Origin of the sequence: Nostoc sp. XA010, assembly GCF_020829625.1 — a bacterium.
In the GTDB taxonomy this organism is placed as follows: Bacteria; Cyanobacteriota; Cyanobacteriia; order Cyanobacteriales; family Nostocaceae; genus Nostoc.
The window spans coordinates 266,939-291,881 of record NZ_JAIVFX010000001.1 but is presented as its reverse complement, the minus strand read 5'-3'; the positions used below and the strand labels follow the sequence as shown (position 1 = coordinate 291,881).

18 protein-coding genes, 1 tRNA gene and 2 pseudogenes are annotated in these 24,943 nt (G+C 39.4%); 12 read left to right on the top strand and 9 right to left on the bottom strand.

Annotated elements, in window-relative coordinates; translation table 11 throughout:
• Nucleotides 1–94: 94 nt before the first annotated feature.
• Both LC608_RS01280 and LC608_RS01275 read left to right on the top strand, forming a co-directional pair.
• Nucleotides 95–167 (top strand) — tRNA-His (locus LC608_RS01280).
• A 949-nt stretch (nt 168–1,116) separates the two neighbouring features.
• Nucleotides 1,117–3,537: a sucrose synthase gene (locus tag LC608_RS01275; RefSeq protein ID WP_229552073.1), complete on the top strand. Its 2,421-nt coding sequence runs from the start codon at nt 1,117–1,119 to the stop codon at nt 3,535–3,537.
• A 46-nt stretch (nt 3,538–3,583) separates the two neighbouring features.
• On the opposite strand, the gene LC608_RS01270 is transcribed toward LC608_RS01275, so the two are convergent.
• Nucleotides 3,584–4,108, bottom strand: coding sequence for a peptidoglycan-binding protein (locus tag LC608_RS01270; RefSeq protein ID WP_229551799.1), 525 nt, complete (start codon nt 4,106–4,108; stop codon nt 3,584–3,586).
• 881 nt (nt 4,109–4,989) lie between these two features.
• Nucleotides 4,990–5,706, bottom strand: a complete 717-nt coding sequence (locus LC608_RS01265) for an ROK family protein (RefSeq protein ID WP_229551798.1) — start codon at nt 5,704–5,706, stop codon at nt 4,990–4,992.
• 253 nt (nt 5,707–5,959) lie between these two features.
• Between LC608_RS01265 and LC608_RS01260 the strand changes: the two genes are divergently transcribed.
• Nucleotides 5,960–6,463 (top strand): 2TM domain-containing protein, encoded by a 504-nt coding sequence (locus tag LC608_RS01260; RefSeq protein ID WP_229551797.1) that lies wholly within the window; start codon nt 5,960–5,962, stop codon nt 6,461–6,463.
• 372 nt (nt 6,464–6,835) lie between these two features.
• Nucleotides 6,836–6,907, top strand: a pseudogene (locus LC608_RS37435) (hypothetical protein); the annotation flags it as partial.
• Between the two features lie 20 nt (nt 6,908–6,927).
• On the opposite strand, the gene LC608_RS01255 reads toward LC608_RS37435, so the two are convergent.
• From LC608_RS01255 to LC608_RS01240, 4 genes are all read right to left on the bottom strand, one after another.
• Nucleotides 6,928–7,167 (bottom strand): hypothetical protein, encoded by a 240-nt coding sequence (locus LC608_RS01255; RefSeq protein WP_229551796.1) that lies wholly within the window; start codon nt 7,165–7,167, stop codon nt 6,928–6,930.
• Between the two features lie 151 nt (nt 7,168–7,318).
• On the bottom strand, nt 7,319–8,374 hold the full coding sequence (locus LC608_RS01250; protein WP_229551795.1) for a 3-deoxy-7-phosphoheptulonate synthase: 1,056 nt from the start codon (nt 8,372–8,374) through the stop codon (nt 7,319–7,321).
• 196 nt (nt 8,375–8,570) lie between these two features.
• On the bottom strand, nt 8,571–10,229 hold the full coding sequence (locus LC608_RS01245; RefSeq protein WP_229551794.1) for an alpha-amylase family glycosyl hydrolase: 1,659 nt from the start codon (nt 10,227–10,229) through the stop codon (nt 8,571–8,573).
• Between the two features lie 312 nt (nt 10,230–10,541).
• Entirely contained in the window at nt 10,542–10,919 is a 378-nt protein-coding gene (locus tag LC608_RS01240) for a DUF1823 family protein (protein WP_229551793.1), read from the bottom strand.
• A 314-nt stretch (nt 10,920–11,233) separates the two neighbouring features.
• On the opposite strand from LC608_RS01240, the gene LC608_RS01235 reads away from it, so the two are divergent.
• Nucleotides 11,234–11,536, top strand: a complete 303-nt coding sequence (locus LC608_RS01235; RefSeq protein WP_229551792.1) for an acylphosphatase — start codon at nt 11,234–11,236, stop codon at nt 11,534–11,536.
• Nucleotides 11,537–11,551: 15 nt separating this feature from the next.
• On the opposite strand, the gene tmk is transcribed toward LC608_RS01235, so the two are convergent.
• Nucleotides 11,552–12,187 carry a dTMP kinase gene (tmk, locus tag LC608_RS01230; protein WP_229552072.1) on the bottom strand — a complete coding sequence of 212 codons (636 nt, stop codon included), beginning with the start codon at nt 12,185–12,187 and terminating at the stop codon, nt 11,552–11,554.
• Between the two features lie 61 nt (nt 12,188–12,248).
• A complete protein-coding gene (locus LC608_RS01225; RefSeq protein ID WP_229551791.1) occupies nt 12,249–13,478 on the bottom strand; it encodes a transposase in 1,230 nt (409 codons plus the stop codon).
• Nucleotides 13,479–13,982: 504 nt separating this feature from the next.
• Here LC608_RS01225 and LC608_RS01220 point away from each other — a divergent pair.
• The 6 genes and pseudogenes from LC608_RS01220 to LC608_RS01195 all read left to right on the top strand — a co-directional run bounded on the left by LC608_RS01220 (nt 13,983) and on the right by LC608_RS01195 (nt 22,842).
• Nucleotides 13,983–14,456: a GMC family oxidoreductase gene (locus LC608_RS01220; RefSeq protein WP_229551790.1), complete on the top strand. Its 474-nt coding sequence runs from the start codon at nt 13,983–13,985 to the stop codon at nt 14,454–14,456.
• A 75-nt stretch (nt 14,457–14,531) separates the two neighbouring features.
• Nucleotides 14,532–16,232: pseudogene (locus LC608_RS01215) on the top strand (ATP-binding protein); the annotation flags it as partial.
• Nucleotides 16,233–16,324: 92 nt separating this feature from the next.
• A complete protein-coding gene (locus tag LC608_RS01210) occupies nt 16,325–18,169 on the top strand; it encodes an ABC transporter substrate-binding protein (RefSeq protein WP_229551789.1) in 1,845 nt (614 codons plus the stop codon).
• A gap of 124 nt (nt 18,170–18,293) precedes the next feature.
• The gene (locus tag LC608_RS01205) at nt 18,294–20,387 is read left to right on the top strand and encodes a hydantoinase/oxoprolinase family protein (RefSeq protein WP_229551788.1); all 2,094 of its coding nucleotides are present in this window, start codon (nt 18,294–18,296) and stop codon (nt 20,385–20,387) included.
• A gap of 65 nt (nt 20,388–20,452) precedes the next feature.
• On the top strand, nt 20,453–21,238 hold the full coding sequence (locus LC608_RS01200; protein ID WP_229551787.1) for a putative hydro-lyase: 786 nt from the start codon (nt 20,453–20,455) through the stop codon (nt 21,236–21,238).
• Between the two features lie 38 nt (nt 21,239–21,276).
• Nucleotides 21,277–22,842, top strand: coding sequence for a hydantoinase B/oxoprolinase family protein (locus LC608_RS01195; protein ID WP_229551786.1), 1,566 nt, complete (start codon nt 21,277–21,279; stop codon nt 22,840–22,842).
• 60 nt (nt 22,843–22,902) lie between these two features.
• Here LC608_RS01195 and LC608_RS01190 read toward each other — a convergent pair whose 3' ends face one another.
• The gene (locus tag LC608_RS01190) at nt 22,903–23,118 is read right to left on the bottom strand and encodes a hypothetical protein (RefSeq protein WP_229551785.1); all 216 of its coding nucleotides are present in this window, start codon (nt 23,116–23,118) and stop codon (nt 22,903–22,905) included.
• 220 nt (nt 23,119–23,338) lie between these two features.
• Here LC608_RS01190 and LC608_RS01185 point away from each other — a divergent pair, with 220 nt between their 5' ends.
• Nucleotides 23,339–24,859, top strand: a complete 1,521-nt coding sequence (locus LC608_RS01185; RefSeq protein WP_229551784.1) for a PLP-dependent aminotransferase family protein — start codon at nt 23,339–23,341, stop codon at nt 24,857–24,859.
• The last annotated feature ends 84 nt before the right edge of the window (nt 24,860–24,943 follow it).

The following is a 24,943-nucleotide window of genomic DNA, read 5'->3' as shown; positions in this document are numbered from 1 at the left end:
AGATTCCAGAGACTCTAAATCAACTAAGTCCGTTCCTTGAAAAAAAACTCTTGATCCCTTGCCAAATTATTGCTATAATTCAAATTGTTGAATGGCGAGCGTAGCCAAGTGGTTAAGGCAGTGGTTTGTGGTACCACCATTCGTGGGTTCAATTCCCATCGTTCGCCCTACATAATTTAATATTCATATATATTCCTATATAAAGATGGGTTGTGGTTGTGAATATTCATAACCATTACTTTAGTAAGGATCTGCTATCTACGAGTTCATTGACTTGGAAGGGTCGCAAACTCACTATTAATCATCAGATTAGCTTATAAATTAACTAAATGTATACAAGCAAATCTACTTGCTACATAAAAATTAAGTGTGCGATGTCCACTTCTCTACAAAATGCTGCACGTAGCTTGCTTATTTGCAGAAGTAGGTATCTACGCAACGCCCATAGTGTAAAAAGTTTGATAATTCACATCCTCCCACGCTCTTGTGGATGTCTCCAAAGGTGATTTGCGTTCCCGTGTGCCCCACGATACGGAGTCCTATCTAACGGTTAACCCTCTGTAATCAAAAGTAATTATATTTTTTAAATTCCAACGTTTTGGTTAAAATTATATAGGACTCACATTTGATTTTTGAACAAAACTCAGTACACCTTTATTCCTTCTTCCCAGTCCCCAGTCCCCAGTCCCCAGTCCCCAGTCCCTTACCTCTACGAGTGATTCAGAAATCAAAGACGCTCGATAGCGCAGCGTTAGCAACGCAGGAGCGTCTGACTCGCTACCGCTTCGCTATCGGATTGCTATATATATTATTGTGTTGGGAAAAATTAGTGAAAAAAGTTGCTCAATATAATTATGCGGTTATTTACTAACCTCTATCAAAAGAAACAAAAATTGTATTCCTTTAGTTAGAGCAAAAAATACTGAGCCATAGATACTTTAGGTAAAGAAGAACACGATTTAACTATCTGCTGAAAAGTTGATATTTGTAGGTACACAGATAAATAGAATTTATCTGTGTTATTTCGTGTTTATATGTGGCCTAACAAAAAGTTGAGCCTTATTTGTTTCGCCTTGAAAGTCAACAATGCAAACATCGTCATCTACTGGAGTCGCCATGTCTGAATTGCTTCAAGCAGTCTTAGATACTGAAGAAAAAAGTGATTTACGTTCCTTTCTTAGTGAATTACGTCAACAAGAAAAGAAGTATTTGCTGCGGAATGACATACTGAATGTATATAGTGATTATTGCTCAAAGTCCCAAAAACCAGAGGAATTTTACACTTCCTCTGAGTTAAGTAAACTGATTTACTATACTCAAGAAATTATTCAGGAGGAATCAAACTTTTGTTTCATCATCCGTTCTAAGATTGCCAGCGAAGAAGTTTATTGGTTGACATCAGACTTAAGCATTGAGCCAATGACGGTGCAAGATTTGCTCGATCTGCGCGATCGCTTGGTGAATAAATATCATCCCAACGAGGGCGGCCTGTTAGAATTGGACTTCGGCCCGTTTTATGACTACACCCCAGTCATCCGCGACCCCAAAAATATTGGTAAGGGGGTACAATTTCTCAACCGCTATCTATCCAGCCAAATATTTCAAGACTCCAAACAATTGCTGGACAGCTTATTGAATTTCTTGCGCCTGCACCACTACAACGGTGTGCAATTGCTCCTTAACGATCGCATTCAATCACAGCAGCAACTTTCCGAGCAAGTTAAGAAAGCTATCAGTTTTGTTAATAATCGCCCTGAAGATGAACCCTATGAACAATTCCGGTTCCAATTGCAGTCAATGGGTTTTGAACCGGGTTGGGGTAACACCGCAGCGCGAGTGCGCGAGACTTTAAATATTCTCGATGAATTGATTGATTCTGCCGATCCCCAGACCCTAGAAGCCTTCATTTCACGGGTTCCGATGATTTTTAAAATCGTCTTAGTGTCGGCTCACGGTTGGTTTGGGCAAGAGGGAGTTTTGGGGCGTCCCGATACTGGCGGTCAGGTAGTTTACGTCCTTGACCAGGCAAAGAGCCTAGAGAAGCAGCTGCAAGAAGATGTCCTGCTTGCGGGTTTAGAGAAATTGAATGTCGAGCCAAAGGTGATTATTCTCACCCGCTTGATTCCTAATAGTGATGGCACCCTTTGTAATCAACGGCTAGAAAAAGTCCACGATACCGAAAATGCCTGGATTTTGCGAGTGCCTTTACGGGAATTTAATCCTAACATGACTCAAAACTGGATTTCCCGGTTTGAGTTTTGGCCTTATCTAGAAACTTTCGCCATTGATTCAGAAAGAGAACTACGGGCAGAATTTCACGGCACACCTGACTTAATAGTTGGAAACTATACTGATGGGAATTTAATAGCATTCTTGCTGGCGCGGCGTTTGAAAGTTACCCAATGCAATGTTGCCCATGCTTTGGAAAAATCTAAATACTTGTTTAGTAACCTCTACTGGCAAGAATTAGAGGAAAAATATCATTTTTCATTGCAATTCACGGCTGACTTGATTGCAATGAATGCTGCCAATTTTGTTGTCAGCAGCACCTACCAAGAAATTGTGGGAACACCGGATAGTGTGGGACAGTACGAGTCTTATAAATGCTTCACCATGCCGGAGTTGTACCATGTGACCAATGGCATTGAATTATTCAGTCCCAAATTTAATGTCGTACCGCCTGGAGTCAACGAAAATAATTACTTCCCCTACACCCGGACTAAAGATCGGGTGGAGAGCGATCGCCAACGCCTTGCAGAAACACTTTTTACTCTGGAAGACCCTACGCAAATCTTTGGCAAACTCGACGATCCTAACAAGCGCCCTCTCTTCTCAATGGCGCGTCTTGACCACATCAAAAACCTCACAGGTTTAGCTGAATGTTATGGTCAAAGTAAAGAATTACAAGAGCATTACAATTTAATTTTAGTGGCGGGTAAATTGCGCGTCGAAGAATCAGGTGACAACGAAGAACGTGACGAAATTATCAAACTCTACCAAATAATTGACGAGTACAATCTCCACGGCAAGATTCGTTGGCTGGGTGTGCGCCTGACTAAAACTGATTCTGGTGAAATTTACCGAGTCATTGCCGATCATCAAGGAATTTTTGTACAACCAGCTTTATTTGAAGCTTTTGGTTTGACAATTTTAGAGTCGATGGTTTCAGGATTACCAACTTTTGCCACACAGTTTGGTGGGCCGCTGGAGATTATTCAAGATAAGGTTAATGGTTTTTTGATTAACCCAACACATTTAGATGAGACAGCCACAAAGATTGTGGATTTTATTACAAAATGCGAACAAAATCCTAACTATTGGAATGAAATTTCGCAGCGAGGAATTGACCGAGTTTACAGCACCTATACTTGGAAAATCCATACTAGCAAGCTGTTATCATTAGCACGGATTTATGGCTTCTGGAACTTTACTTCAAAGGAGAATCGCGAAGATTTGTTGCGTTATCTTGAGGCTTTGTTCTATTTAATTTACAAGCCAAGAGCGCAACAGCTATTAGAGCAGCATAAATATCGTTAGTTTGTCATTTGTCATTTGTCTTTAGCTAAAGACTAAAGACAAATGACTAAATTGTTAATGCCCGCCAAGTTCGTTGACCAACTACTCCATCTGTTGCTAAATTCTGCTGATTTTGAAAGGCTTTGACAGCAGTCTCTGTCAGTGCGCCGTAGATTCCATCCACTCTAACGGCATAACCGTTAGATACTAACAACCGTTGTAAGGCTCTGACAGCAACACCAGAGGTACCGAAAGAAAGAGTCGGCATAGGTAGACTACTAAACTTTTGGAACTGTCCTGTAGCCTTTGTACTAACTTTACCTCCAGGCTGAGGATACTTATTAGACTCACCTAAGTTAGAAGAAACTAGTCCCGGATTCTTTTTGCTGATTTTCTTAAGTATATGTTTTTTCTCTGGTGCGATCGCTGAGGAATAAGCCTGAGAAATCCAATCTGTCTGCATGAATTCAGGTGGTGTGACTTGAGCAGTTATCTCTAACTGACTCTGTTTTGATTGGTTTACGTCATTCTCCATCTGAACTAATTGCTGCTGTGGCAAATTGGCTCCAGATGCTTGTCTTATTGTTAACATGCTCGTCATCATTAGGCCAATTTCAGTCATTGTAATTTATTTCACTTAAACCAATAATTTCTTTTAACCAATAACATTGCTGCTGTGCGGCATAGTGCATACTGACCAAATAAAAAGTCATGTAATAATTTTTTCAGATAATATTTTCATGAGCATATTTGCTCACCTCCTATTCCATCTAATTAGACTAATATCATTAATTTTGTGCTTTTTTTACCTTTAATCAAACTATGAACTTGGAAAATATGGTATCTAAATCAACGGTTTAGACAATAACATACTATACGATCATCTGGGAATACTATCAAACAAATTTGCCTAGTTATCTTGAATATACCTTGGTATGCTGATGTAGATTTTCCCATATTTATACTGCCAGGAAAAATACTACTGGATTCACGAGTCATTTTTTAAGTATTGATTAATGCAACATTTGGCAATCACGATCAACTCTTAATTCCAAACAATTTTTCTCCCCTCATAAGGGTTATAAACTTTTTATCAATCACTGTTATCTTGTAAAATACATACCAATCTTCACAGTATTATCTGGTTTTCCTAGCTTCGCTCTAGGAGTATTCAGACATCATTTCTAAATATCTGCTTTGTTGTATTCTTGGAAAGCCCATAGTTTTGACCTGAATAAAATAAAAACCTACAACGGTGTTGCACAGTCTTGAATTTTAACTAGAATTTAGATTACTACATGATAAAATTACACAGTAGGACTGAACATCCTGTCTGTGCAATTGTCTTACCTAATCTGTGTTAATTTTTGTAAAAATCTTAAATATTGAGAAAGAAGCACCTTAATAAAAAGTGCGTAGGCGTAGCCCCTCAGAGATATCGCATAATACACCCAGTTGTGGATACTAAAATTTTTACCTTTTCTCATCTCGCCACAAAGCAATACCGCCTAACAAACCAGTGATATTGGGGATGAGTTTTACATTTAACGGTAGCTGTAAATTCACTCTCACAGCTTCACCGCCACCAATGTAAAGGCAATCATAATTGAACAGATGTTCCAAGGATGCGATCGCTTTTTCTAAACGCTTGTTCCATCTTTTATCACCAATTTTTTCTAACTCTGCACGCCCCAACTGCTGCTCGAAAGTCTCTCCTTTACGAAACGGGTGATGTCCCATTTCCATATTCGGCACTAGCTTACCATCTAGAAATAAAGCCGAACCAAAACCCGTACCCAAAGTAATCACCAGTTCCACACCTTTACCTGCGATCGCACCAAACCCCTGCATGTCTGCATCATTAATCACCCGTACAGGCTTGTTTAAATGTTTTAATAATGCTGTTTCCAAATCAAATCCGATCCAATCTGGATGTAGGTTTACCGCAGTTTCCGTGACTCCATACCGCACCACACCGGGAAAACCGACCGAAACGCGATGAAATTCACCTTGAGCGGCTGCTAACACAACAATTGCATTAATTACAACCTCTGGTGTAGCAGGTTGGGGTGTATCTAAACGCGCTCTTTCCGTTACAGGATTCCCGGTAATATCCAAAACCATAGCCTTAACGCCACTACCGCCAATATCAACCGATAGGGTACGAATCGATCCATTTTCGTCAACCATTGAGTTACATCCTTCTTGTTGCTTGTTACCTAGTTATTATCCTCTGCTGCATCTTAATAATATCTGGATATTTGGAGAGTCTTTATATTGGTGGGGAGTGGGGAGTGGAGAGTAGGGAGGTAGAGGGAGAATAACTAATGACTAATGACTAATAGATTTGCTAATGTAAGAATAATGGAAATAGTACAGGCGTAGCTACTTAAAATCTATCGGGTAGCAAATTTCTATTAAAAGTAATATAAGAGAAAGAATTATGACAACATTTGAACCCAAGAGTCTCCGCTCTTATAACCAAGATGATGTTCAACAAATTCTGCAATTAGCGATCGCTCGTCAAGCTGACGACAAAGATACAGAATTTTCTTATGAGCAGATATTAGAAATTGCTGCTGAGTTAGAAATCTCACCTGATTCTTTAAAGTTAGCAGAACGCGATTGGGTAATACAACAGGGACAAGTCCAACAGCGAAAGGCTTTTGACGCTTACCGTATCAGAATATTTCAGAAGCGTCTAGGGAATTATGCAATTTTCAATGGCTTTTTTATACTCCTAAATTTAATCACTGGTGGCGGAATTTCTTGGTCGCTGTACATTTTGCTATTCTGCGGATTGCCTGTAGGACTGGATGTCTGGAATACCTTTCAAATGAAAGGCGAAGAGTATGAAATGGCCTTCCAGAAGTGGAATCGTAAGCATGAGATTAAGAAAACCATCAGTACAGTTTTGAATAAGTGGTTTAAGGCATTACAGGCTTAATAGATTTGCTTGGCTTTAGCGTACCCCTACCCAGAAGCAACCTACGCGCAGCATCTAGTAAACAAGCTCGTCCTAAACATTGCTAATTCATAAAAATACCCCGCAGGAGAATTTGGAGTAATATTTACCACAATATTGGTTCTGTAATACCACTGAAAGTCAATCTAAATAAACACATCAATTATTAGGATTAAAATTGATGTTATCTGATTGGCTGAAGTATTCTTTCTATCTTTCTACGGATATGACACTCTATCAATAGTGTGAAAGATGATTTATCAAAACAGAATTCTGAAGTCAGTAGTCAAAATTCAGTTGGGCAATCAGCCAGTATAAAATAACTGGAAAACAGATTTTTGGTCTATATTATAAATGCGCTTTAAGTGGGACGACAACAAAGCTGAGTCTAATTTTTTTAAGCATAGTATTACATTTGAGGAAGCCGTAACAGTTTTTGCCGATCCCTATCTCCTGTTTAGGGAAGACTCCAAGGATACCTGCGGTGTTGTCGTTGCGATCGCCGTATATAGCAATCCGATAGCGAAGCGGTAGCGAGTCAGACGCTCCTGCGTCGCTAACGCTGCGCTATCGAGCGTCTTTGATTTCTGAATCACTCGTAGAGGTAAGGGACTGGGGACTGGGGACTGGGGACTGGGGACTGGGGACTGGGAAGAAGGAATAAAGGTGTACTGAGTTTTGTTCAAAAATCAAATATGAGTCCTATATATTAACCTTGTAATTCTATTCCGAAGCAGGATAAAAACGAAGCGGGGATTGTCATATATTAGGTAATGACAAGCCCTACTTGCATTGGGGAGTAAGATTCAAAGTCTCTGAAAACCTAGACTGTGGAATTTATTTAAGTTTTTCGTGAGCAGCCAAAATAATTTTTTCGGTTTCTTCCCAGCCGATACATTTATCAGTTACAGAAATCCCATATTTTAATTCTTCTTTACCAGTAATTGGTTGACTACCCTCATACAAATGCGATTCCAGCATCATGCCAACTATCGATGTATTACCATCTACTATTTGCTGAATAATATTTTCTAAGACAGCACCTTGTAATTTGTAATCTTTATTGGTATTGCCGTGGCTACAGTCAATAACAATCCTCGGTGGTAAATCTGCCTGTTTTAATTTTTCTTCTATCAGTTTGACATTTGCTACATCAAAGTTGGGTTGACTACCACCCCTTAAAATTACGTGACCGTAGCCATTGCCTTTAGTTTGAAAGACGCTAACCTGTCCGTTTTGATTAATTCCGATAAAATTATGTGGGTTTCTAGCTGATTGTAAGGCATTCAAAGCTACTTGAATATTCCCATCAGTACCGTTTTTAAAACCCACAGGCATGGAAAGCCCACTTGCCATTTCGCGGTGAGTTTGTGATTCGGTCGTGCGTGCCCCAATGGCAGACCACGTAATTAGTTCACTAATATATTGAGGTATGATTGGATCTAGTGCTTCTGTGCCAGCAGGTAATCCCAATTCTGTAATTTTTAATAATAGATCCCGTGCAATTAATAACCCATTTTCTACATGGAAAGAATCATCCATATCTGGATCGTTAATTAACCCTTTCCAGCCTACGGTTGTTCTTGGTTTTTCAAAGTACACTCGCATAATTAGTAGCAGCTTATCCTGGACTTGCTCGGCCAATCTTTTCAACCGTTCAGAATATTCGAGTGCTGCTTTTGGGTCGTGGATTGAGCATGGTCCAACTACTATAAATTTTCTCCGATCCTGAAAATCTAGGATCTGTTCTACTTCCTGCCTATATGCTAAAACTCTTTGCTCGGCTAATTGTGTTAAAGGTAATTTTGATTTAACTTCATTGGGAGTTAATAAAATGCGATCGTTCTCAATGTTAGCGTTGTCGATATTACTATTAAATAATTTGTTGTGCATGGGGATGCTCTGGCAATTTTATATACGCACTTCAAATCAAAAGTGTAACATAAACCCATGAAATTTTAAAATAGCTTATTTTTGGCTTGACAAATTTTTCACTAAGTTGTATGCACCAGAGGTAATAACTGAAAAAGGGAAAATATTTTCCCCTTTTTTTACTATTGGGCTACCTGCTCAGTAGTAGTGTATATAATTACTGCCATACAAACACTTTAGCTTCGTATGGCCCCAAGTCAGTTATGATGCCATCGTCACCAGCTTCAACATCATAATTGCCTGTCCACTCGTGCCATGTACCAGGGCTAGGAAAGTTAGGAACATGATAGCCAGCTAGGAAATTTTCTGAAAAATTTGCAATTACCACTACACGAGAACCTTCATCATTCCAACGAGTATAAGCTAATACTTTTGCCTCTGCATTTTCGTGGATAAAATCAATATTTTCTGTGTAAAGGGCATGATTGCTTTTACGCAGGTTGGTTAAGCCTTTATATGAATCAAATAAACTCCGATTTAAATCATTACCTAACAGCGTCCAATCGATTTTGGATGATTCAGGTTGTTTAGGTTTGTACTCACCAAATTCCTCTCCCATCCAAATCAAAGGTACGCCAACAGCAGTCATTAAAATGGCTACTCCTAATTTAGCCCGCCTAAAGGCTTCTTCGTTAAAAATCTCACGGTTCCCCAATTCAACCATTACATGGTTATGGTCGTGGTTGGTGAGGTAATTTACTACATTGGTAGCACCTAAGAAGCCTTGGCGCTTGCAGTCAATGACATCTTTGAGACGCTCCAAATCAAATGTATCACCGCAGATATGTTCTAGAATGCAGTGATAAAAACTGTCATGCCAGCAACCATCCATTGGCCCATCTACATTGGTAATGCTGGTAGTTTCAGGAATGTGTTCAGCAACGCTATAAAAAGGCTTCGCGCCAGCAGTTTTTTTGGCTTCCTGAACAATCCAGTGCATGAAATCGTAGTTAGCAATTTGCCGCGCCGCATCATAGCGAATACCATCAAGATGATATTCTGATATCCAAAAACGGATTGCCTCACCAGTAAATTTCCACGCTGGATGAATATCTAATTTTTCGTCATAATATTCATAATTAAACTCAGGGCCCCAGTTATTATCAGGGTCACGAGGTTCGTGATGATACCAATAATCGTGGTCAATTTGTGTTAAAGGAGCAGATGCTTCTGAGTGGTTATAAATACCGTCTAGAATTACACGAATACCTCTGCCATGACACTCATCAATCAATTTTTTCAAACCAGCAGTAGAACCATAACTAGATTCTGTTGCAAAGAAATGGCGCGGGTTATAACCCCAACTATAATCACCAGGATATTCTTTAAGTGGCATCAACTCAATAGCGTTGATTCCTAGTTCGCATAAATAATCTAACTTTTCAATGACGTGTTTGTACTTACCTCGTGCATAAGGATCATCCTCACCACCAGAAAAGTCACCAACATGCAATTCGTAAATTACTAATTCGTGGTCAGCAGGTAAAGGTTTATCATCATGTTGCCAAACATAAGTATCGGTAATCCTTTCGCCATCTTTGACCTGGGTAACACCATCATCTTTTCCACTCAGTTCATCTATATCAGTTGCCTGAGGGTCTGTAACATCAACCCATTGTTCTGGTTCAAAAAACCATGAATTTGACTGGACACGGAATTTATATTTATAAACGCCGTCTTCTAGTTCAACGCTTGTACGAAAATAACCATCATCACCTTTCTCCATCGGAATTTCTTGCCAATCAGAAAAAGAACCAATTAATGCAGCTCCTTTGTTATAAGGTGCAAATAAACTAAATTCAATTGGCTTTGCCATAGAAATCTTTGTAATATCAAGGGTTGATATAAGTATTCTCGGATACTTAATTAAATTTACAAATCGCTCTAGAGAAATAATTATATAACTAGTGCTTCTATCTTGAGGATGAATTTATAAATATTTTATAAAAGTAGCTACTTTTTGGCTATTTGCGACTGTTTTTATAATTTACTTTTTAACTAATATCCAGATTATATTTAGTAGTCTTGCTACCTATAATACTGAAGTTTAAAACTTTTTATTAAGTTGTTAATTAGCAGATATTAAGTAAAACTAAAATGGTTATTGCTAAATATCTGCTGTATAAGATTACTCAATTTTGCCGTTAGTTTGTTGCAGATAACTTAATAACCAACCTGCTGCTGTCGCCCTGCGAGTTTGCCGAGGCCCAAATTCCCCAATTTTGTAACCTTTGAAACCCAGTTTTTCTTTGAGCAGTTGTTTATTTTCAACAGGAATTGAACGAGTCAGCTTGACTGTTGCGGGACGAGATTCAATAAAATTTGGTGGTTGGGGGTAATCATCTTGCCATTCGGGTGCAACTTTGCTAGTGTCCCATTGTGCAGTTGAGGAATCATAGCGATAGCCTAAATAATGCCATAGCAATTGGTTGACTGTGGCATCATCAAGTTTTTCGTCAATAATTGCCCAAATTGTTTCTGTATTGAGTGATGGCAAGTTAGACATAAGCAATTCAAAATTCCAAGTTTGAAAACTGACTACTGATTAATTAAATTCACTACAGTTAGTACGGTATTGAAAAATACTTTATCACTACTCTGCGACACTCTCAAAGATAGACAAATTACTAAAGTGACTCTGAATAAGGAGATTCGCTAACTCAGAAGGAAAATTATGGGAATAGGGGAATAGTCGGTGGCAAGTACAAACATGGTGGTGATGATAACGAAGACCAGGATTAATTTCGCTAGTTGGAGTTAAAAACAGCTTGTGTATACACAAACTAGGTACACTGGAAATCGTAAAGTTTATACCAGTCTATGCAGAATTCCACAGCACTGCCAAAGATCATCCGCGCCCATGTATTCATTTCTGGCCAAGTCCAAGGAGTCGGCTATCGGTATTCCACTGTAGATACAGCTACCCAGTTGGGATTAACCGGCTGGGTGCGGAATCTCCCCGATAATCGAGTAGAAGCAGTCTTTGAAGGAGCGCAAGATGTTGTAGATAACATGGTTCGCTGGTGTCACTCTGGACCACCTGCTGCTGTAGTTCAAGATGTTGTGGTTGAGTATGAAGAACCGGAAGGGTTGCGGGGATTTGAAGTTAAGCGGGTTGATTAATCATTGGTCATTTGCCTATGGCAACTCCTTTAGGTGTACGCGCAAAATTCCTTGAATGACTTGTTGTACAGCTTCTTTACTCAAACTGCCATCTACCCGCACAATTCTTGAGGGATAGGATGCTGCTAACTCTGCGTATCCTTGCTGAACGCGCCGATGAAAAGCGATTGTTTCTTGTTCGATGCGGTCTAAACCTATTCCATCTCCCCGTTTACGGGCTAGTCCTACTTCGACATCGACATCTAGCCAAATAGTTAAGTGACTCTCTAAACCAGCAGTGGCAATATGATTAAGCTGATTGATTAAACTCATGTTAAGACCGCGACCATATCCTTGGTAGGCAATGGTAGAGTCAGTGTAGCGATCGCATAAAATATATTTCCCTGCTTGCAGTTGCGGTTTGAGTTCTTGTTCAACGTGTTGCGATCGATCAGCAGCATACAACAAAAGTTCTGTCACTTGTGCAACTGGTTTATCCTCCGTCTTCTCTAATAGCAAGCGGCGAAGATGTAAGCCTAACTCTGTTCCACCGGGTTCACGAGTAACAACCACAGAAACACCCAGATTTTCCAACCACTCAGAACAAAGCTGCATTTGGCTGGTTTTACCACAGCCTTCCACCCCTTCAAATACAATTAATTTGCCACTCATGCTTTTTAAAGTTCGCTGCATTGACACTCCCCCGACTGTAAAAATTTCGCTACGCTTATTTTTACAAAAAGTCGGGGGATTCTACATTCAACGACTCGCCGTTAGACAGCAGGCTTGCACCAACCGCCCAAGAGGGCAAATCTCCTGTAGCGTAAGTTCCCGTATGCCCTACGGTACTGAGTCCTAGCCTCAAAATGTTGATACTAGCGTTTATGTCTCTATCTTCTATATAGTTGCAATGAGGGCAAACATGAGTCCTTGTAGATAGAGACTTTTTGACTTTAGCACCACAGTTGGAACAATTTTGGCTCGTATTGTGGGGAAGGACGGCAACCGTTACTTTCCCATATTTATGCCCAAAATATTCTAACCATTGGCGAAAAGTCGACCAACCAGCATCAGATATTGACTTAGCTAGATGTCGGTTCCTGACGATGCCTTTTACATTTAAGTCTTCATAGGCTACCAAATCGTTAGACTGGATGACGGAGTATGCTAATCTCTTGCAATACTCTTTTCGCTGCCTACTTACTCTCAAATGCTTACGTGCATACCTATTTCTAGCTTTGTGGTAGTTGGCTGATTGTGGCAATAAGGCTTTCTTCTTTGATAAATCGTACTTCTTGGATTTTTTGCGGTTGGCGCGGTTTAACTGTTTTTCAGATTTACGGTAAAACTGGGGTGATGGCTCAATCCAACCTTTGTTATCAGCAATGAAATACTTTAAACCCAAGTCAATGCCTACTACTTGACCCGTCGGTTGGGCTTCAACTTTTTGGTCAACACTTATGGCAAATTGAGCGTAATACCCATCAGCGCGACGTACTAGACGGACACGCTTAATTTGCTTCATGTCGTAATAGTTAAGGTCATAAGTTCCTTTTAGTTTCAAGGTTCCTATGCCTTTCTTGTCTGAAAAAGTTATGGCTTTACGAGTATTAGAGAGTTTCCATCCGGTTGTTTTATATTCCACTGAACGGCAATGCTTTTTGAACTTAGGAAACCCCTTTTTACCTTTAGCTTTTTTCTTGCAGTTCTCATAAAACCTGGCTATAGCGCTCCATGCACGTTCTGCCGCAGATTGCCGAGCCATTGAATTGAGTTCATTAGCAAAGGGGAATAAATCAGCAAGTACAGCACAGTACTTATTCAGGTCGTATTTACTCAATCCTTTAACATCTATCCATTGCCTTAAGCATTTGTTTTGGATGAATTGAGATGTACGAATAGCGTCATCTATCGCTCTATACTGTTTGTCTTTCCCCTTGACTTTAAACTCGTAAATTATCATCGGCTCGACCAACCAACTACATTCTTATACTATCATGATTAGCATAATACAGCCAAATTTATTTGGCTTCTTCGCTTATATCCCCCGGATTTATCCGGGGGTTTTACGCATCACGCCTCATAAACTTGTTCGCTGACGTTTGATCAAGAATAACGTGAAGTGTTACAAGCGGGCGTACTGCAAGGCGGAAGTCAAAAGTTAAGACTGAGCAAAGTCGAAGTGTCAAAAGTGACGCAGACTTTAATTTTGGGCTTTCTGGCTGTAATGAAATGGTAGGTTTATTTCCGCCCACCTGTACTAGTTGGCTATTTTACGGCGTGTGCAACTTTCTCTCAGACCTAACCCCCAACCCCTTCCCTACAAGGGAATGGGAGCAAGAATCAAAGCCTCTCAGGAGTGGGGGCGAGGGTTGGAGAGGGGTTCTAAGGATAAGTTGCACATCACGTTATTTTTGTATTTAAAAGTATTTAAATATACAAAATAGTATCAGTAGTAATTGAACATTTGGACAATCCCATCGCTCCAGTTGTCATTGAGCAACTTCCATTTCCGATAGTTCCACAAGGTGTGTTAGCTCCTCTGAGCCTAGCGATCGCCAAGCCAGAGGGCTATCTGAGTTACAATACTTCTACGCAATCAGCTAATCTGTTCTGGCCGAAAAACTCAGCCAACAATCAAAAAATTATCCAGGCTAACCAGTATACTTACCAACTTCTAAATCAAGCCAATGCTACCACTTTTGGCGCACCGCTTGACTTTAGTGCTACAGCTCATCCCCTTGGTGGGGCAACTATGGGTGCTGTATGCAACACTTACGGCAAAGTCCACGGCTATTCTAATTTATTTGTAGTTGATGGTTCTCTGATTCCTGGTTCGACTGCCTGCACTAACCCATCGCTAACCATCGCGGCTTTAGCGGAGCGGTGTATGGATCGTTTTCTTAATAAAAAACTTCCTGAAAGCAGGGAGTGGGAATAAAAAGGCAGGACGCAGGAGGTAAAGATAGGCTACTGAAGCAATGTCTGACGACAAGCTGCCCCGCATCTACGCACTGTCTCCTTTATGTTATTGCATTTGGGGCTTTGGCTGCGGCGCGATCGCCCGGAAGTTTTGTTTCCTCGCATATCTCTGGCCATTCTGGTGTTAGAAGTTGTGGTGCTAGTGGTAGGCGGACTTGCTTGGGGTTGGCTCAACTTGCTAATTGGGCTATTATTCCCCATTGGCGTTATGGGAATTGATGCAGTGATTCGCCGCATGAACTTCCCTCCATTCCATCCCAATTGGTGGATGCGGCGATATCGCACACGCCCTGTGGTAATTATCAAAGACTCAGTAGTTCTTCAGGTAAGCATCCTGATATTTTTACTGTGCAGCGCAGTGGGAGTTGGCTGGTTATTTGGTGTCAAACTTAATAAAGTTGCAACTGCGGCGGGTGAAAATCTATTTGTGGTGCTACTGATGAGTGTGGCATTTGTGGGAGTAGCGATCGCTTGTTGGACAAGTTTACCGCAAGTGGTGGCGATCGCAGAAGCCCGAGAAGCTGCCGAACACCTGTTTACTGTTGCCCAGGATGGTATTTTAGTCGTGGATGATCGAGGCATTATTCAGCAAGCTAATCCAGCCACTGAATCTTTCTTTGGTGTCAACCCATCTGAGTTGCGGGGAAATCACCTCAACAAATGGCTACCCGCATTAGTCTACTATCCAGACCAGTGGGCAAAACGCAGCGAACAAACTTTACTCCGCAATGGGAAAAACAAAATCCTGGAAGTTTCCATTTCAGACCGACCCCATCAAGATTTTCAGGAGTATGTCGTTATTCTCCACGACATTACCCAGCGCAAACAAGCAGAAGAGATATTGCGACACTCAGAAGCACAATTGCGCCAAGAGGCAAAGCACCTAGCTTCTCAACTGGTGCAAAGTGAAAAAATGTCCAGCTTAGGGCAGTTGGTAGCAGGTGTAGCGCACGAAATCAACAACCCAGTTAGCTTTATCTATGGCAATATCACTTTTGCCAATCAATATATCCAAGATTTACTTAGTTTGTTGCAATTATATCAGCAAAGCTATCCTAATCCAGTAACTAAAATTCAAGAAAAAACAGAAGCCATAGACTTAAATTTCCTGATAGCAGACTTGCCAAACTTGCTAACTTCTATGACAGTTGGTGCTGAAAGAATCACAGAAATCGTTCTATCTCTACGAAACTTTTCCCGCTTAGATGAAGCAGAGATGAAAGCTGTGAATATCCACGAGGGGATCGAGAGTACATTGATGATTTTGGAACATCGCCTCAAGCCTAAATCTAACAATCTACCAATTGAGGTCACCAAAGAATACGGCGAACTGCCATTAGTAGAATGTTATGCTGGACAACTGAATCAGGTATTTATGAATCTTCTGGCAAATGCGATCGATGCTTTAGAAGAGGCAGTGGAGAATGGTGAGTGGGGAGTAAAAGAAAAAGCTCTCCCTAGTCCCCAGATACGCATTCATACTAAACTCACTAGCGAAAATCAGGTAGTTATTCGCATTGGTGACAATGGTACAGGCATTCCAGAAAACGTACAAAAACACTTGTTTGAACCATTCTTTACTACTAAACCAGTTGGTAAAGGTACGGGATTAGGTTTATCTATTAGTTACCAGATTATCACTCAAAAACATCAGGGAACATTACAATGTATTTCTGCTCCTGGACAGGGGACAGAATTTGTAATTGTAATTCCGCTAAACCAGCAAGCTATCTAATTGTCAACATAAATAGAAATTAGTTCGACACCCATAGGATCACCTAAGTTAATAATTAGACTATCATTTTTAAAAAAGGATGATAGATAATTATGGTGTGTCAAAACTGTCAACAGGTTATAGAACAGCTAAATATTGATATTGACCTTTTCTTTCAGAAATTAGAGACAACTTCAAATAAAAAGCAAATCAGTGAAATTGACAAGGAAATCATTTGTCAATCTCTATTAGGACACTCTCAAAAACATATAGCTAAAATCTTCAATTTATCTGACCAACAGATTAGAGATAGGCTGAGTAATAATATTTATCCTAGAATAGTAGAACTGATGCAAATTGACCAAGAACAAATAGCTGGGAAGTGGGTTAAGGTGCTGAATTTATTACTTCATCCTAATAACGGATATAAATTGCAGACTGCTCCTCAATTAAACAATGATAACTTTCAAGGTAGTTTTGGCAGACAAATTTTTCTTCCTCCCCCTAATCAAGATATTGTTGAGTTACAAATCCAAGGGAATAAATTTTATCAGCAAGGACTTTATTATCAAGCATTAAAGTGCTTTATTTGGGCTTGGAAAAAAGAAATAGAAATTTATGGTACAGGGAATCCAGAAGTTTTAATTTATATTAATAACAGCTTAAGTGAATATAAACAATCTGCTTTACGAGAGAAAAAAATTCAGATTTATACTTTGGCTGTAGTTGTGCCATTTTATCATAATCAAGGTAATGTTGCATCGGAAATTTTACGAGGTATTGCTCAAATTCAACTCCAAATAAATCTTCAAAGCTTTGAGAGAATTTCACTAGGAAAAGAGATAAATTTAGATGACATAAAACCCGAAAAGATTTTTAGTCTAAATAATACAGATAGTCAGATAGCCTTGAAAATTCTAATTGTCAATGATCCTAATAATTTATATGCACCATATAGCCAAACAGCAGAGAATTTAGCCAATTTAGCGCCACAACTAAACCTGATTTCCATTATCGGTCATTATTCAAGTGAAATGACTAAAAAGGCACTAAATTTATATTCTCAAAATGGACTAATTTTAGTAAATTCTAGCAGTACATCTAATGAACTTTCTCATTTATCTGGGGGTGAAAGTTTATCCTTTTTTAGACTGACTACTCAAGATAGCATAAATGCCACACAATTAGCTCATTACTTGACAGAAAGATTGTCTGGTGAAAGTCATAAAAAAGTAGCTATTATCTATAATAAAAATAGTAGTTATAGCACTTCATACAGAAATACTATCAAAAAATGTCTTGAGCAATATAGTGAACAGCTTATTTTTCTAAAAGAATGTAGTTATATTAGCGAAAAATATTATCAGATTCAAGATTATCTAGAAGATATCAAACAGAATGGCGTTGATATTATTATTATAATTCCTGATGGAGGAATTGAACCTAATTCCCTCGATAATGCTGGACTTATTAGTAGATTAAAAATCAATAACTGTTTAATAGCTGGTTCAGCAACTTTTTACCATGAGAATGTTTTACATTGGATTGATGAGCAAAGTCAGTATAATTTGGTAAATAAAAATGACTGTCAAATTATAGCTTGTGTTCCTTGGCATTGGCACAGCAAAACAAATGGCTGCAATAGTGAAAATCAACTAGGGCAAAAGTTTTGTCAACTAGGCACTCAATTATGGGGAGAAGAAAACTTAACATGGCGTAGTGCAACAGCTTTCGACTCAGTGTTAATAATTCTGAGAATTTTAGAGCAATTTGACATTTCAGATAGTCAGTCTTTACTGATATACATGAATAAATATTTCAAAGAAGACAAAAAAAAAGTTAAAGGAGTTACAGGAATTATCCAATTTGAAAAAAATGGCGATCGCATCAATCCTCCAGCAGAAATAGTAGCTGTAAAATGGAATACACAACAATATAAATGGCAGTGGACAATTTAATATTTATGTTTTCAATTAACTATATCTAAGATTCCATATCTGTAGAAAAATATTCCATACCTGAAGTAGAAAGACTTCATAACCCATTGTTATGCTACCTGTATAGCGTTGAGAAAACAGAATCATGTTGAAAGTTTTTGCCGATCGCGGTGGTACATTTACAGATATTGTTGCTGTTACTAATAATCAAGCAATTATAGACAACCTATCAAGACATCCTGAACGTTTTTTAATTGTGACTCTGCCTAATCAGCAATGGATTATAGTCTACAAACTACTTTCAGAAAATCCCGAACAATATCAAGATGCAGCCATCCAAGGAATTCGGGATATTATGGGTATTTCCGGCAATGAACCCATTCCTAGTGAAGTAATAGAAGTAGTAAAAATGGGGACAACAGTCGCAACAAATGCGCTGTTAGAAAGGAAAGGAGACAGGGTTGTTCTTCTGATCACCAAAGGTTTTAAAGATGCGCTGCGAATTGGCTACCAAAACCGTCCTAATATCTTTGCCCGTCAGATCATTTTACCACCCATGCTTTATGAGCAGGTAATTGAAATTGATGAACGTTATGATGCTCATGGCAATGAATTAATTCCAATAAATATACAAAAAGTCAAAAATGACTTAGAAAAAGTTTATAACACAGGAACTCGGAGTTGTGCGATTGTTTTTATGCATAGCGATCGCTATCCTGAACACGAAAAACAAATAGCCCAAATCGCCCAAGAAATCGGCTTTACACAAATATCTGTATCTCATCAAGTTAGTCCGTTAATGAAATTAGTCAGCCGAGGAGATACAACAGTAGTCGATGCTTATTTAACTCCAATTCTACGCCGCTATGTCAACCAAGTAGCGAGTCAGTTACCTGGAGTCAAATTAATGTTTATGAAATCTGATGGCGGTTTAGTCGCAGCCGAACAATTTCAAGGCAAAGATAGTATTTTGAGTGGCCCGGCTGGAGGTATTGTCGGTGCAGTACAAACTAGTAAAAGAGCAGGCTTTGAGTTAGTTATTACCTTTGATATGGGAGGGACAAGTACAGATGTCGCCCACTTTAAAGGAGAGTATGAACGACAACTAGATTCGGAAATTGCTGGGGCGCGGATGCGAGTTCCCGTATTAGCAATTAATACGATTGCGGCTGGAGGCGGTTCTATTCTTTTTTTTGATGGTTCTAGTTATCGTGTCGGCCCTAAATCTGCCGGTTCAAATCCTGGACCTGCTTGTTACCGACGCGGCGGCCCATTAACGGTTACTGATGCCAATGTGATGTTAGGTAAAATCCACCCGCAATATTTTCCCTCAGTTTTTGGAATTGATGGGAATTTACCTTTAGATAAAGATACTGTAATTCAGCAATTTACACAATTAGCCCAAGATATTCAAGCCGCTACATTAAATCATTCTACTCCCGAACAAGTAGCGGCTGGATTTATTGCGATCGCAGTGGAAAATATGGCGAACGCAATTAAAAAAATCAGTCTGCAACGGGGTTATGATGTCAGCCAATATGTGCTTTGTTGTTTTGGTGGCGCAGGCGGGCAAGTTGCTTGTTTAATTGCCGATACCTTGGGAATGAAAAAGATATTTCTACATCCTTATGCTGGTGTTCTCTCTGCTTATGGAATGGGATTAGCTGATGTCAGGGCGATTAGAGAAGGAGGAGTAGAACAGCCTTTAACCCAAGCATTAATTCCTAAATTACACCAGTTAATGGAATATTTAGAAACTCAAGCTATAAGTGAAATAAATCAAGCGAATGCTCAACCAGAAATAGTCCAAAAAGTCAATTTAAAATATCAAGGAACTAACTCTACATTGACCGTTAACTTTGCCGATGATGTGGTATTGATGCGGCAAGAATTTGAGGATGAACATAAATCTCGCTATGGTTTCATCCAATTAGATAAAACTTTAATTGTCGAATCAGCCTCAGTAGAAGTAATTCAGAAAATGGAGACACCCGAAGAACCTTTAATTACTCGTACACGTTCTCTAGTTGAAGCCCCCGAAGCCGTTGAAATAGTAAAGATGTTTACTGCTGATAGATGGCATGATACGCCTGTTTATCGGCGGGAAGATTTACAGCCAGAAGATAGTCTTAATGGGCCTGCAATCATTGTTGAAAAAATTAGCACAATTGTAGTGGAATTTAACTGGAAAGCAAGATTAACTGAAAGTAATCATTTAATTTTGCAACGTCTTGCATAAAGCTTTGAAGTTTAATTTCATTAACCAAACCTACTTACTTTCTGAAAATTATTAGGAGATTTTCAATGTTAAACTTTTCTTCTCTTCCTTCCGAAATACGCCAGCTTTGTCGAGACGGAAAATTAGATACACCTACTTCTGGGCTTGCACTAGGGTTTGTTCAAGCGAACTTAGTTGTATTGCCATATTCTTTAGCATTTGAGTTTTTACTCTTTTGTCAACGAAATTCAAAAGCTTGTCCAATACTTGATGTCACAGAAGTTGGAGACTATGAACCTAAAATAATCGCTCCAGGCGCCGATATTAGAACAGACTTACCTCGCTACAGAATTTTTAGACACGGTGAATTAATTGAAGAAACAACCAATATAAAATCATTTTGGAAAACAGATTTAGTAGCCTTTTTAATTGGTTGTTCCTTTTCCTTTGAAAATGCCATGCTCAACTCTAGACTACCAGTTAGGCACGTAGAAGAGCAAAAAAACGTTCCAATGTACAAGACAAATATTGAATGTATCCCGACTCGAATGTTTTCCAGTCCCTTAGTAGTTTCGATGCGTCCACTTCCAGCTAATAACGTTGTTCGTGCTGTAGAAGTAACGAGTAGATATTATAAAGCACATGGTTCTCCTGTGCATATTGGCAATCCAGAAGTGATAGGAATTAAAAATTTAGAAAAACCTGATTATGGTGATGCTGTCACAGTTCGTGATGGCGAAATTCCCGTTTTTTGGGCTTGCGGAGTCACTACTCAAACTGCAATTATGCAAGCAAAACCTGAACTAGCAATTACTCATTCTCCTGGATATATGTTGATTAGTGATTTGAATGATGAGTATCTTACTTTATAAGTATTAATGTTTGTGTTTTTTATAAAAAGGAGTCAAAAATGTACACAACAACGCAACCCGATCCCGTCCGCTTAGAAATCTTCAAAAATCTCTATCAATTTATTGCAGAACAAATGGGAATTGTTCTCCAAAATACGGCTGCATCTGTAAATATCAAAGAAAGGCTGGATTTCTCCTGCGCTATTTTTGACTCTTCTGGATTATTAGTTGCTAATGCTCCCCACATTCCTGTACATTTAGGCTCAATGAGTGAAAGTGTCCGCAGCTTAATTAACGAAAAATGTGACACCCTAAAACCAGGGAATGTCTATCTATCTAATAACCCCTATAATGGCGGAACCCACCTTCCCGACGTAACTGCAATTACCCCTGTTTTTCTAGAAAGTCGTGAAAATACTCCATTCCCCACTCCCCTCTTTTTTGTTGCTTCTCGTGGACACCAAGCAGATATTGGTGGAATTACTCCCGGTTCAATGCCTCCCCACAGTACGACAGTAGAAGAGGAAGGAATTATTTTTGATAATTTTCTCTTGGTTGAAGAAGGTAATTTTCGAGAGACCGCAGTAAGACAGCACCTCTCAAATCATACTTATCCTGCTCGTAACCCTGACCAAAATCTCGCTGATTTTAAAGCACAAATTGCCGCAAATGAACGGGGAGTACAAGAACTTTGTAAAATGGTTTACCAATACGGGGTTGATACTATTCAAGCTTACATGAAGTTTGTGCAAGCTAATGCTGAGGAGTCGGTGAGAAAGGCTATCAATCTTCTCAAGGATGGATCATTTGTTTATGAAATGGATAATGGGGCACGAATTCAAGTTAAAGTGACGATTTTCCAAGAAAATCGTAGTGCTACCATCGATTTTACTGGAACTTCTTCGCAACTAAATAGTAATTTTAATGCTCCTAAAGCTGTAACTCAAGCAGCAGTCTTATATGTATTTCGGACTTTGGTTGATGATAATATTCCTCTTAATGCCGGGTGTCTTAACCCTCTAGAAATTATTATACCGAGCGGCTGTATGCTGAATCCAACTTATCCAGCAGCAGTAGTAGCGGGTAATGTAGAAACTTCTCAAACTATTGTCGATGCTTTATATGGCGCTTTAGGTATCATGGCTGCTTCTCAAGGAACGATGAATAATTTTACTTTTGGTAATGAGCAATATCAATATTATGAAACTATCTGCGGCGGCTCTGGAGCAGGAATTGATTTTGATGGAACTGATGGTGTTCATTCTCACATGACTAACTCCCGTTTGACCGATCCAGAAGTTTTAGAAACCCGTTATCCTGTACTTTTAGAAAGTTTTAGTCTTCGTCCCGATAGCGGTGGTAAAGGGCAATATTCCGGTGGTAATGGAGTTGTCCGCCGCATCCGTTTTCTAGAACCCATGACAGCTAATATTCTCTCTGGACATCGGGTTGTCCCTCCCTTTGGATTAAATGGTGGGGAAGCCGGGATTGTCGGACGCAACTGGATAGAACGTCAGAATGGAATTGAAGAGAATTTAGACAGTACAGCAACGGTAGAGATGAAACCTGGGGATGTTTTTGTGATAGAAACTCCTGGAGGCGGCGGATTTGGTAAAGTCTCCTAGCAACTTTTCAACTCTCAGAATTCAGCAGTGTCTATTTGTGATATTGATTGGCAAAAGATTTTATCTGTAATAACACTTATCAATCCAAACTCGCATTTCTTCTTCAGAACCAAAACAGGCAGAACGTCCTGTCATTGGATCGTAGGCACGCCAACAAGAAATGTGACCGCGCCAGTCTGATTCATGCCACACTTGGAGGTCAGAAGCACTAGCGATCCAGATGGTAAAATGTTGCCAATATTTTCGTAAATTTGACAGTAAATTAAATTTATTCATAGTGAGTGAAAGCACGTGATGAATAGTGAACTATTACTTTTACTTTCACGTAAGAATTTTCAACTGAGAAGGTACAGTTTTGGCAGATTTAATCTAGTACAGTTAAGCGCCATCCCAACTGGTATAGTCAAAAATCTCGCAACTGTACTAGGTAAACTTGGTAAAAATAGTTTATATTGCCAGTATTGATGATTATTTAGTCATTAACGAGTGCGCCAAAATGAAAATTTTGTTAGAACGACAGTCACCCAAACCGATTTATTTGCAAATACGCGATCGCATCAGTCATCTGATTAAATCTGGCGCACTCAAAAGTGGCGATCGCCTCCCTTCTATCCGCTCTCTGGCAGAAAGTTTACAAGTTAACAAACTCACGATTATTGAAGCGTATAACGTTTTAGAAGCAGATGGTATTGTTTCTGCTCGTCAAGGTTCAGGATATTTTGTCAGCAGCGTTTCTCCTAAAAGCACCAACCTAGAATCTAAATTTGCTCCAGCCCAAAATGTCATAATTACAAAACCAGGAAAGTGTTCTTTTTATGAAATGTATACTCCATTAGTGCAAGCGCAAACCCAGCCAGGAGTGATTAATTTTGGCTACGGTTATCCTCGTCCACCCAAAGATATTAACCTCATTGCTAGACGAGCATTAAGGCAAGATGACGCTGATATTTTCTTTCCCCATGAGATGCCTCAAGGACAGCTAACTCTGTGCAGACAAATTGCCCAGATGCTAGTAAATCAAGGATTAGAGGTTTTTCCAGAAGATTTGATTATTACTAATGGCTCTCAGCAAGGGTTGTCATTAGCCATGAATTATTATGTACAACCTGGTGATTGGGTGATTGTCGAAGCTCCTACCTATTATGGTGCAATCTCAATTTTAGAAAACTTAGGAGCTAAGATTATTGGCATTCCCATGACTGCGGAGGGAATGAATTTAGATTTATTAGAGAAATATCTACACAGCCACCGCCCGAAATTAATTTATACGATTAGTACCTTTCACAATCCAACCGGGTTGACGACAACACAAGCTCATCGTCAGCAATTATTAGCATTAGCCGAAAAATATGAGTGTCCTATTTTAGAAGATAATGCTTATGAAGGAATAAATTTTGATGCTGTGCCAGCGCCAATTAAAGCTTTAGATAAAAATAATTTGGTCACTTATTTAAGTACCTTTTCTAAAACTTTAATGCCTGGTTTACGAGTGGGCTATATGGTAGTTACAGGTAAGCATTATCAAGCAATTATTGAGCGGAAGTTGCTCCATGATTTGCACACATCCAGTATTTCGCAAACAATAGTTAGCGAATATCTCGCTTCAGGACATTACCGCCGTCACCTCAGCCGACTTCGCACAGATAATCTGCAAAGTCGTAATACTATGTTGCAAGCTTTAGAGCGTTATTTTCCTGAAGAGATCCGGTGGACAGTTCCCACGGGTGGATTATTTCTCTGGGTACAGTTACCAGATGATATTCCGATTGAGGCAATTCGTAAAGAAGCCTTTGCACAAAATGTCTACCTGGCGTGTGGTTCGGCATTTTTTCCCGATAAGCAGGGTTATCCAGCGATGCGTCTGACTTTCTGTCTCCCGCCAGAGGAGATTGAGCAAGGTATTTCCATTCTGGGTAAGTTGCTGAAAAAGTATACTGCCAAAGGATGTGTAGATACAGAGCGGCTTGTCGTTAAACATCGCATATCTAATTATCAACCGCTTGTTCAGAGTTTGTAGGTTAGCACAGATGTCCTAATTTACTTCGCGCTGAAGGTGATTTGCACAATGCACCACGTCTTGGCAATCATAAATCGCCGCTCT

Excerpts from the sequence above, each read along its gene's own strand:
- LC608_RS01275 (WP_229552073.1), top strand. The coding sequence starts at position 1,117 with ATGTCTGAATTGCTTCAAGCAGTCTTAGATACTGAAGAAAAAAGTGAT.
- LC608_RS01270 (WP_229551799.1), bottom strand. The coding sequence starts at position 4,108 with ATGTTAACAATAAGACAAGCATCTGGAGCCAATTTGCCACAGCAGCAA.
- LC608_RS01265 (WP_229551798.1), bottom strand. The coding sequence starts at position 5,706 with ATGGTTGACGAAAATGGATCGATTCGTACCCTATCGGTTGATATTGGC.
- LC608_RS01260 (WP_229551797.1), top strand. The coding sequence starts at position 5,960 with ATGACAACATTTGAACCCAAGAGTCTCCGCTCTTATAACCAAGATGAT.
- LC608_RS01250 (WP_229551795.1), bottom strand. The coding sequence starts at position 8,374 with ATGCACAACAAATTATTTAATAGTAATATCGACAACGCTAACATTGAG.
- LC608_RS01245 (WP_229551794.1), bottom strand. The coding sequence starts at position 10,229 with ATGGCAAAGCCAATTGAATTTAGTTTATTTGCACCTTATAACAAAGGA.
- LC608_RS01240 (WP_229551793.1), bottom strand. The coding sequence starts at position 10,919 with ATGTCTAACTTGCCATCACTCAATACAGAAACAATTTGGGCAATTATT.
- LC608_RS01235 (WP_229551792.1), top strand. The coding sequence starts at position 11,234 with ATGCAGAATTCCACAGCACTGCCAAAGATCATCCGCGCCCATGTATTC.
- tmk (WP_229552072.1), bottom strand. The coding sequence starts at position 12,187 with ATGAGTGGCAAATTAATTGTATTTGAAGGGGTGGAAGGCTGTGGTAAA.
- LC608_RS01225 (WP_229551791.1), bottom strand. The coding sequence starts at position 13,478 with ATGATAATTTACGAGTTTAAAGTCAAGGGGAAAGACAAACAGTATAGA.
- LC608_RS01210 (WP_229551789.1), top strand. The coding sequence starts at position 16,325 with ATGGTGTGTCAAAACTGTCAACAGGTTATAGAACAGCTAAATATTGAT.
- LC608_RS01205 (WP_229551788.1), top strand. The coding sequence starts at position 18,294 with ATGTTGAAAGTTTTTGCCGATCGCGGTGGTACATTTACAGATATTGTT.
- LC608_RS01200 (WP_229551787.1), top strand. The coding sequence starts at position 20,453 with ATGTTAAACTTTTCTTCTCTTCCTTCCGAAATACGCCAGCTTTGTCGA.
- LC608_RS01195 (WP_229551786.1), top strand. The coding sequence starts at position 21,277 with ATGTACACAACAACGCAACCCGATCCCGTCCGCTTAGAAATCTTCAAA.
- LC608_RS01190 (WP_229551785.1), bottom strand. The coding sequence starts at position 23,118 with ATGAATAAATTTAATTTACTGTCAAATTTACGAAAATATTGGCAACAT.
- LC608_RS01185 (WP_229551784.1), top strand. The coding sequence starts at position 23,339 with ATGAAAATTTTGTTAGAACGACAGTCACCCAAACCGATTTATTTGCAA.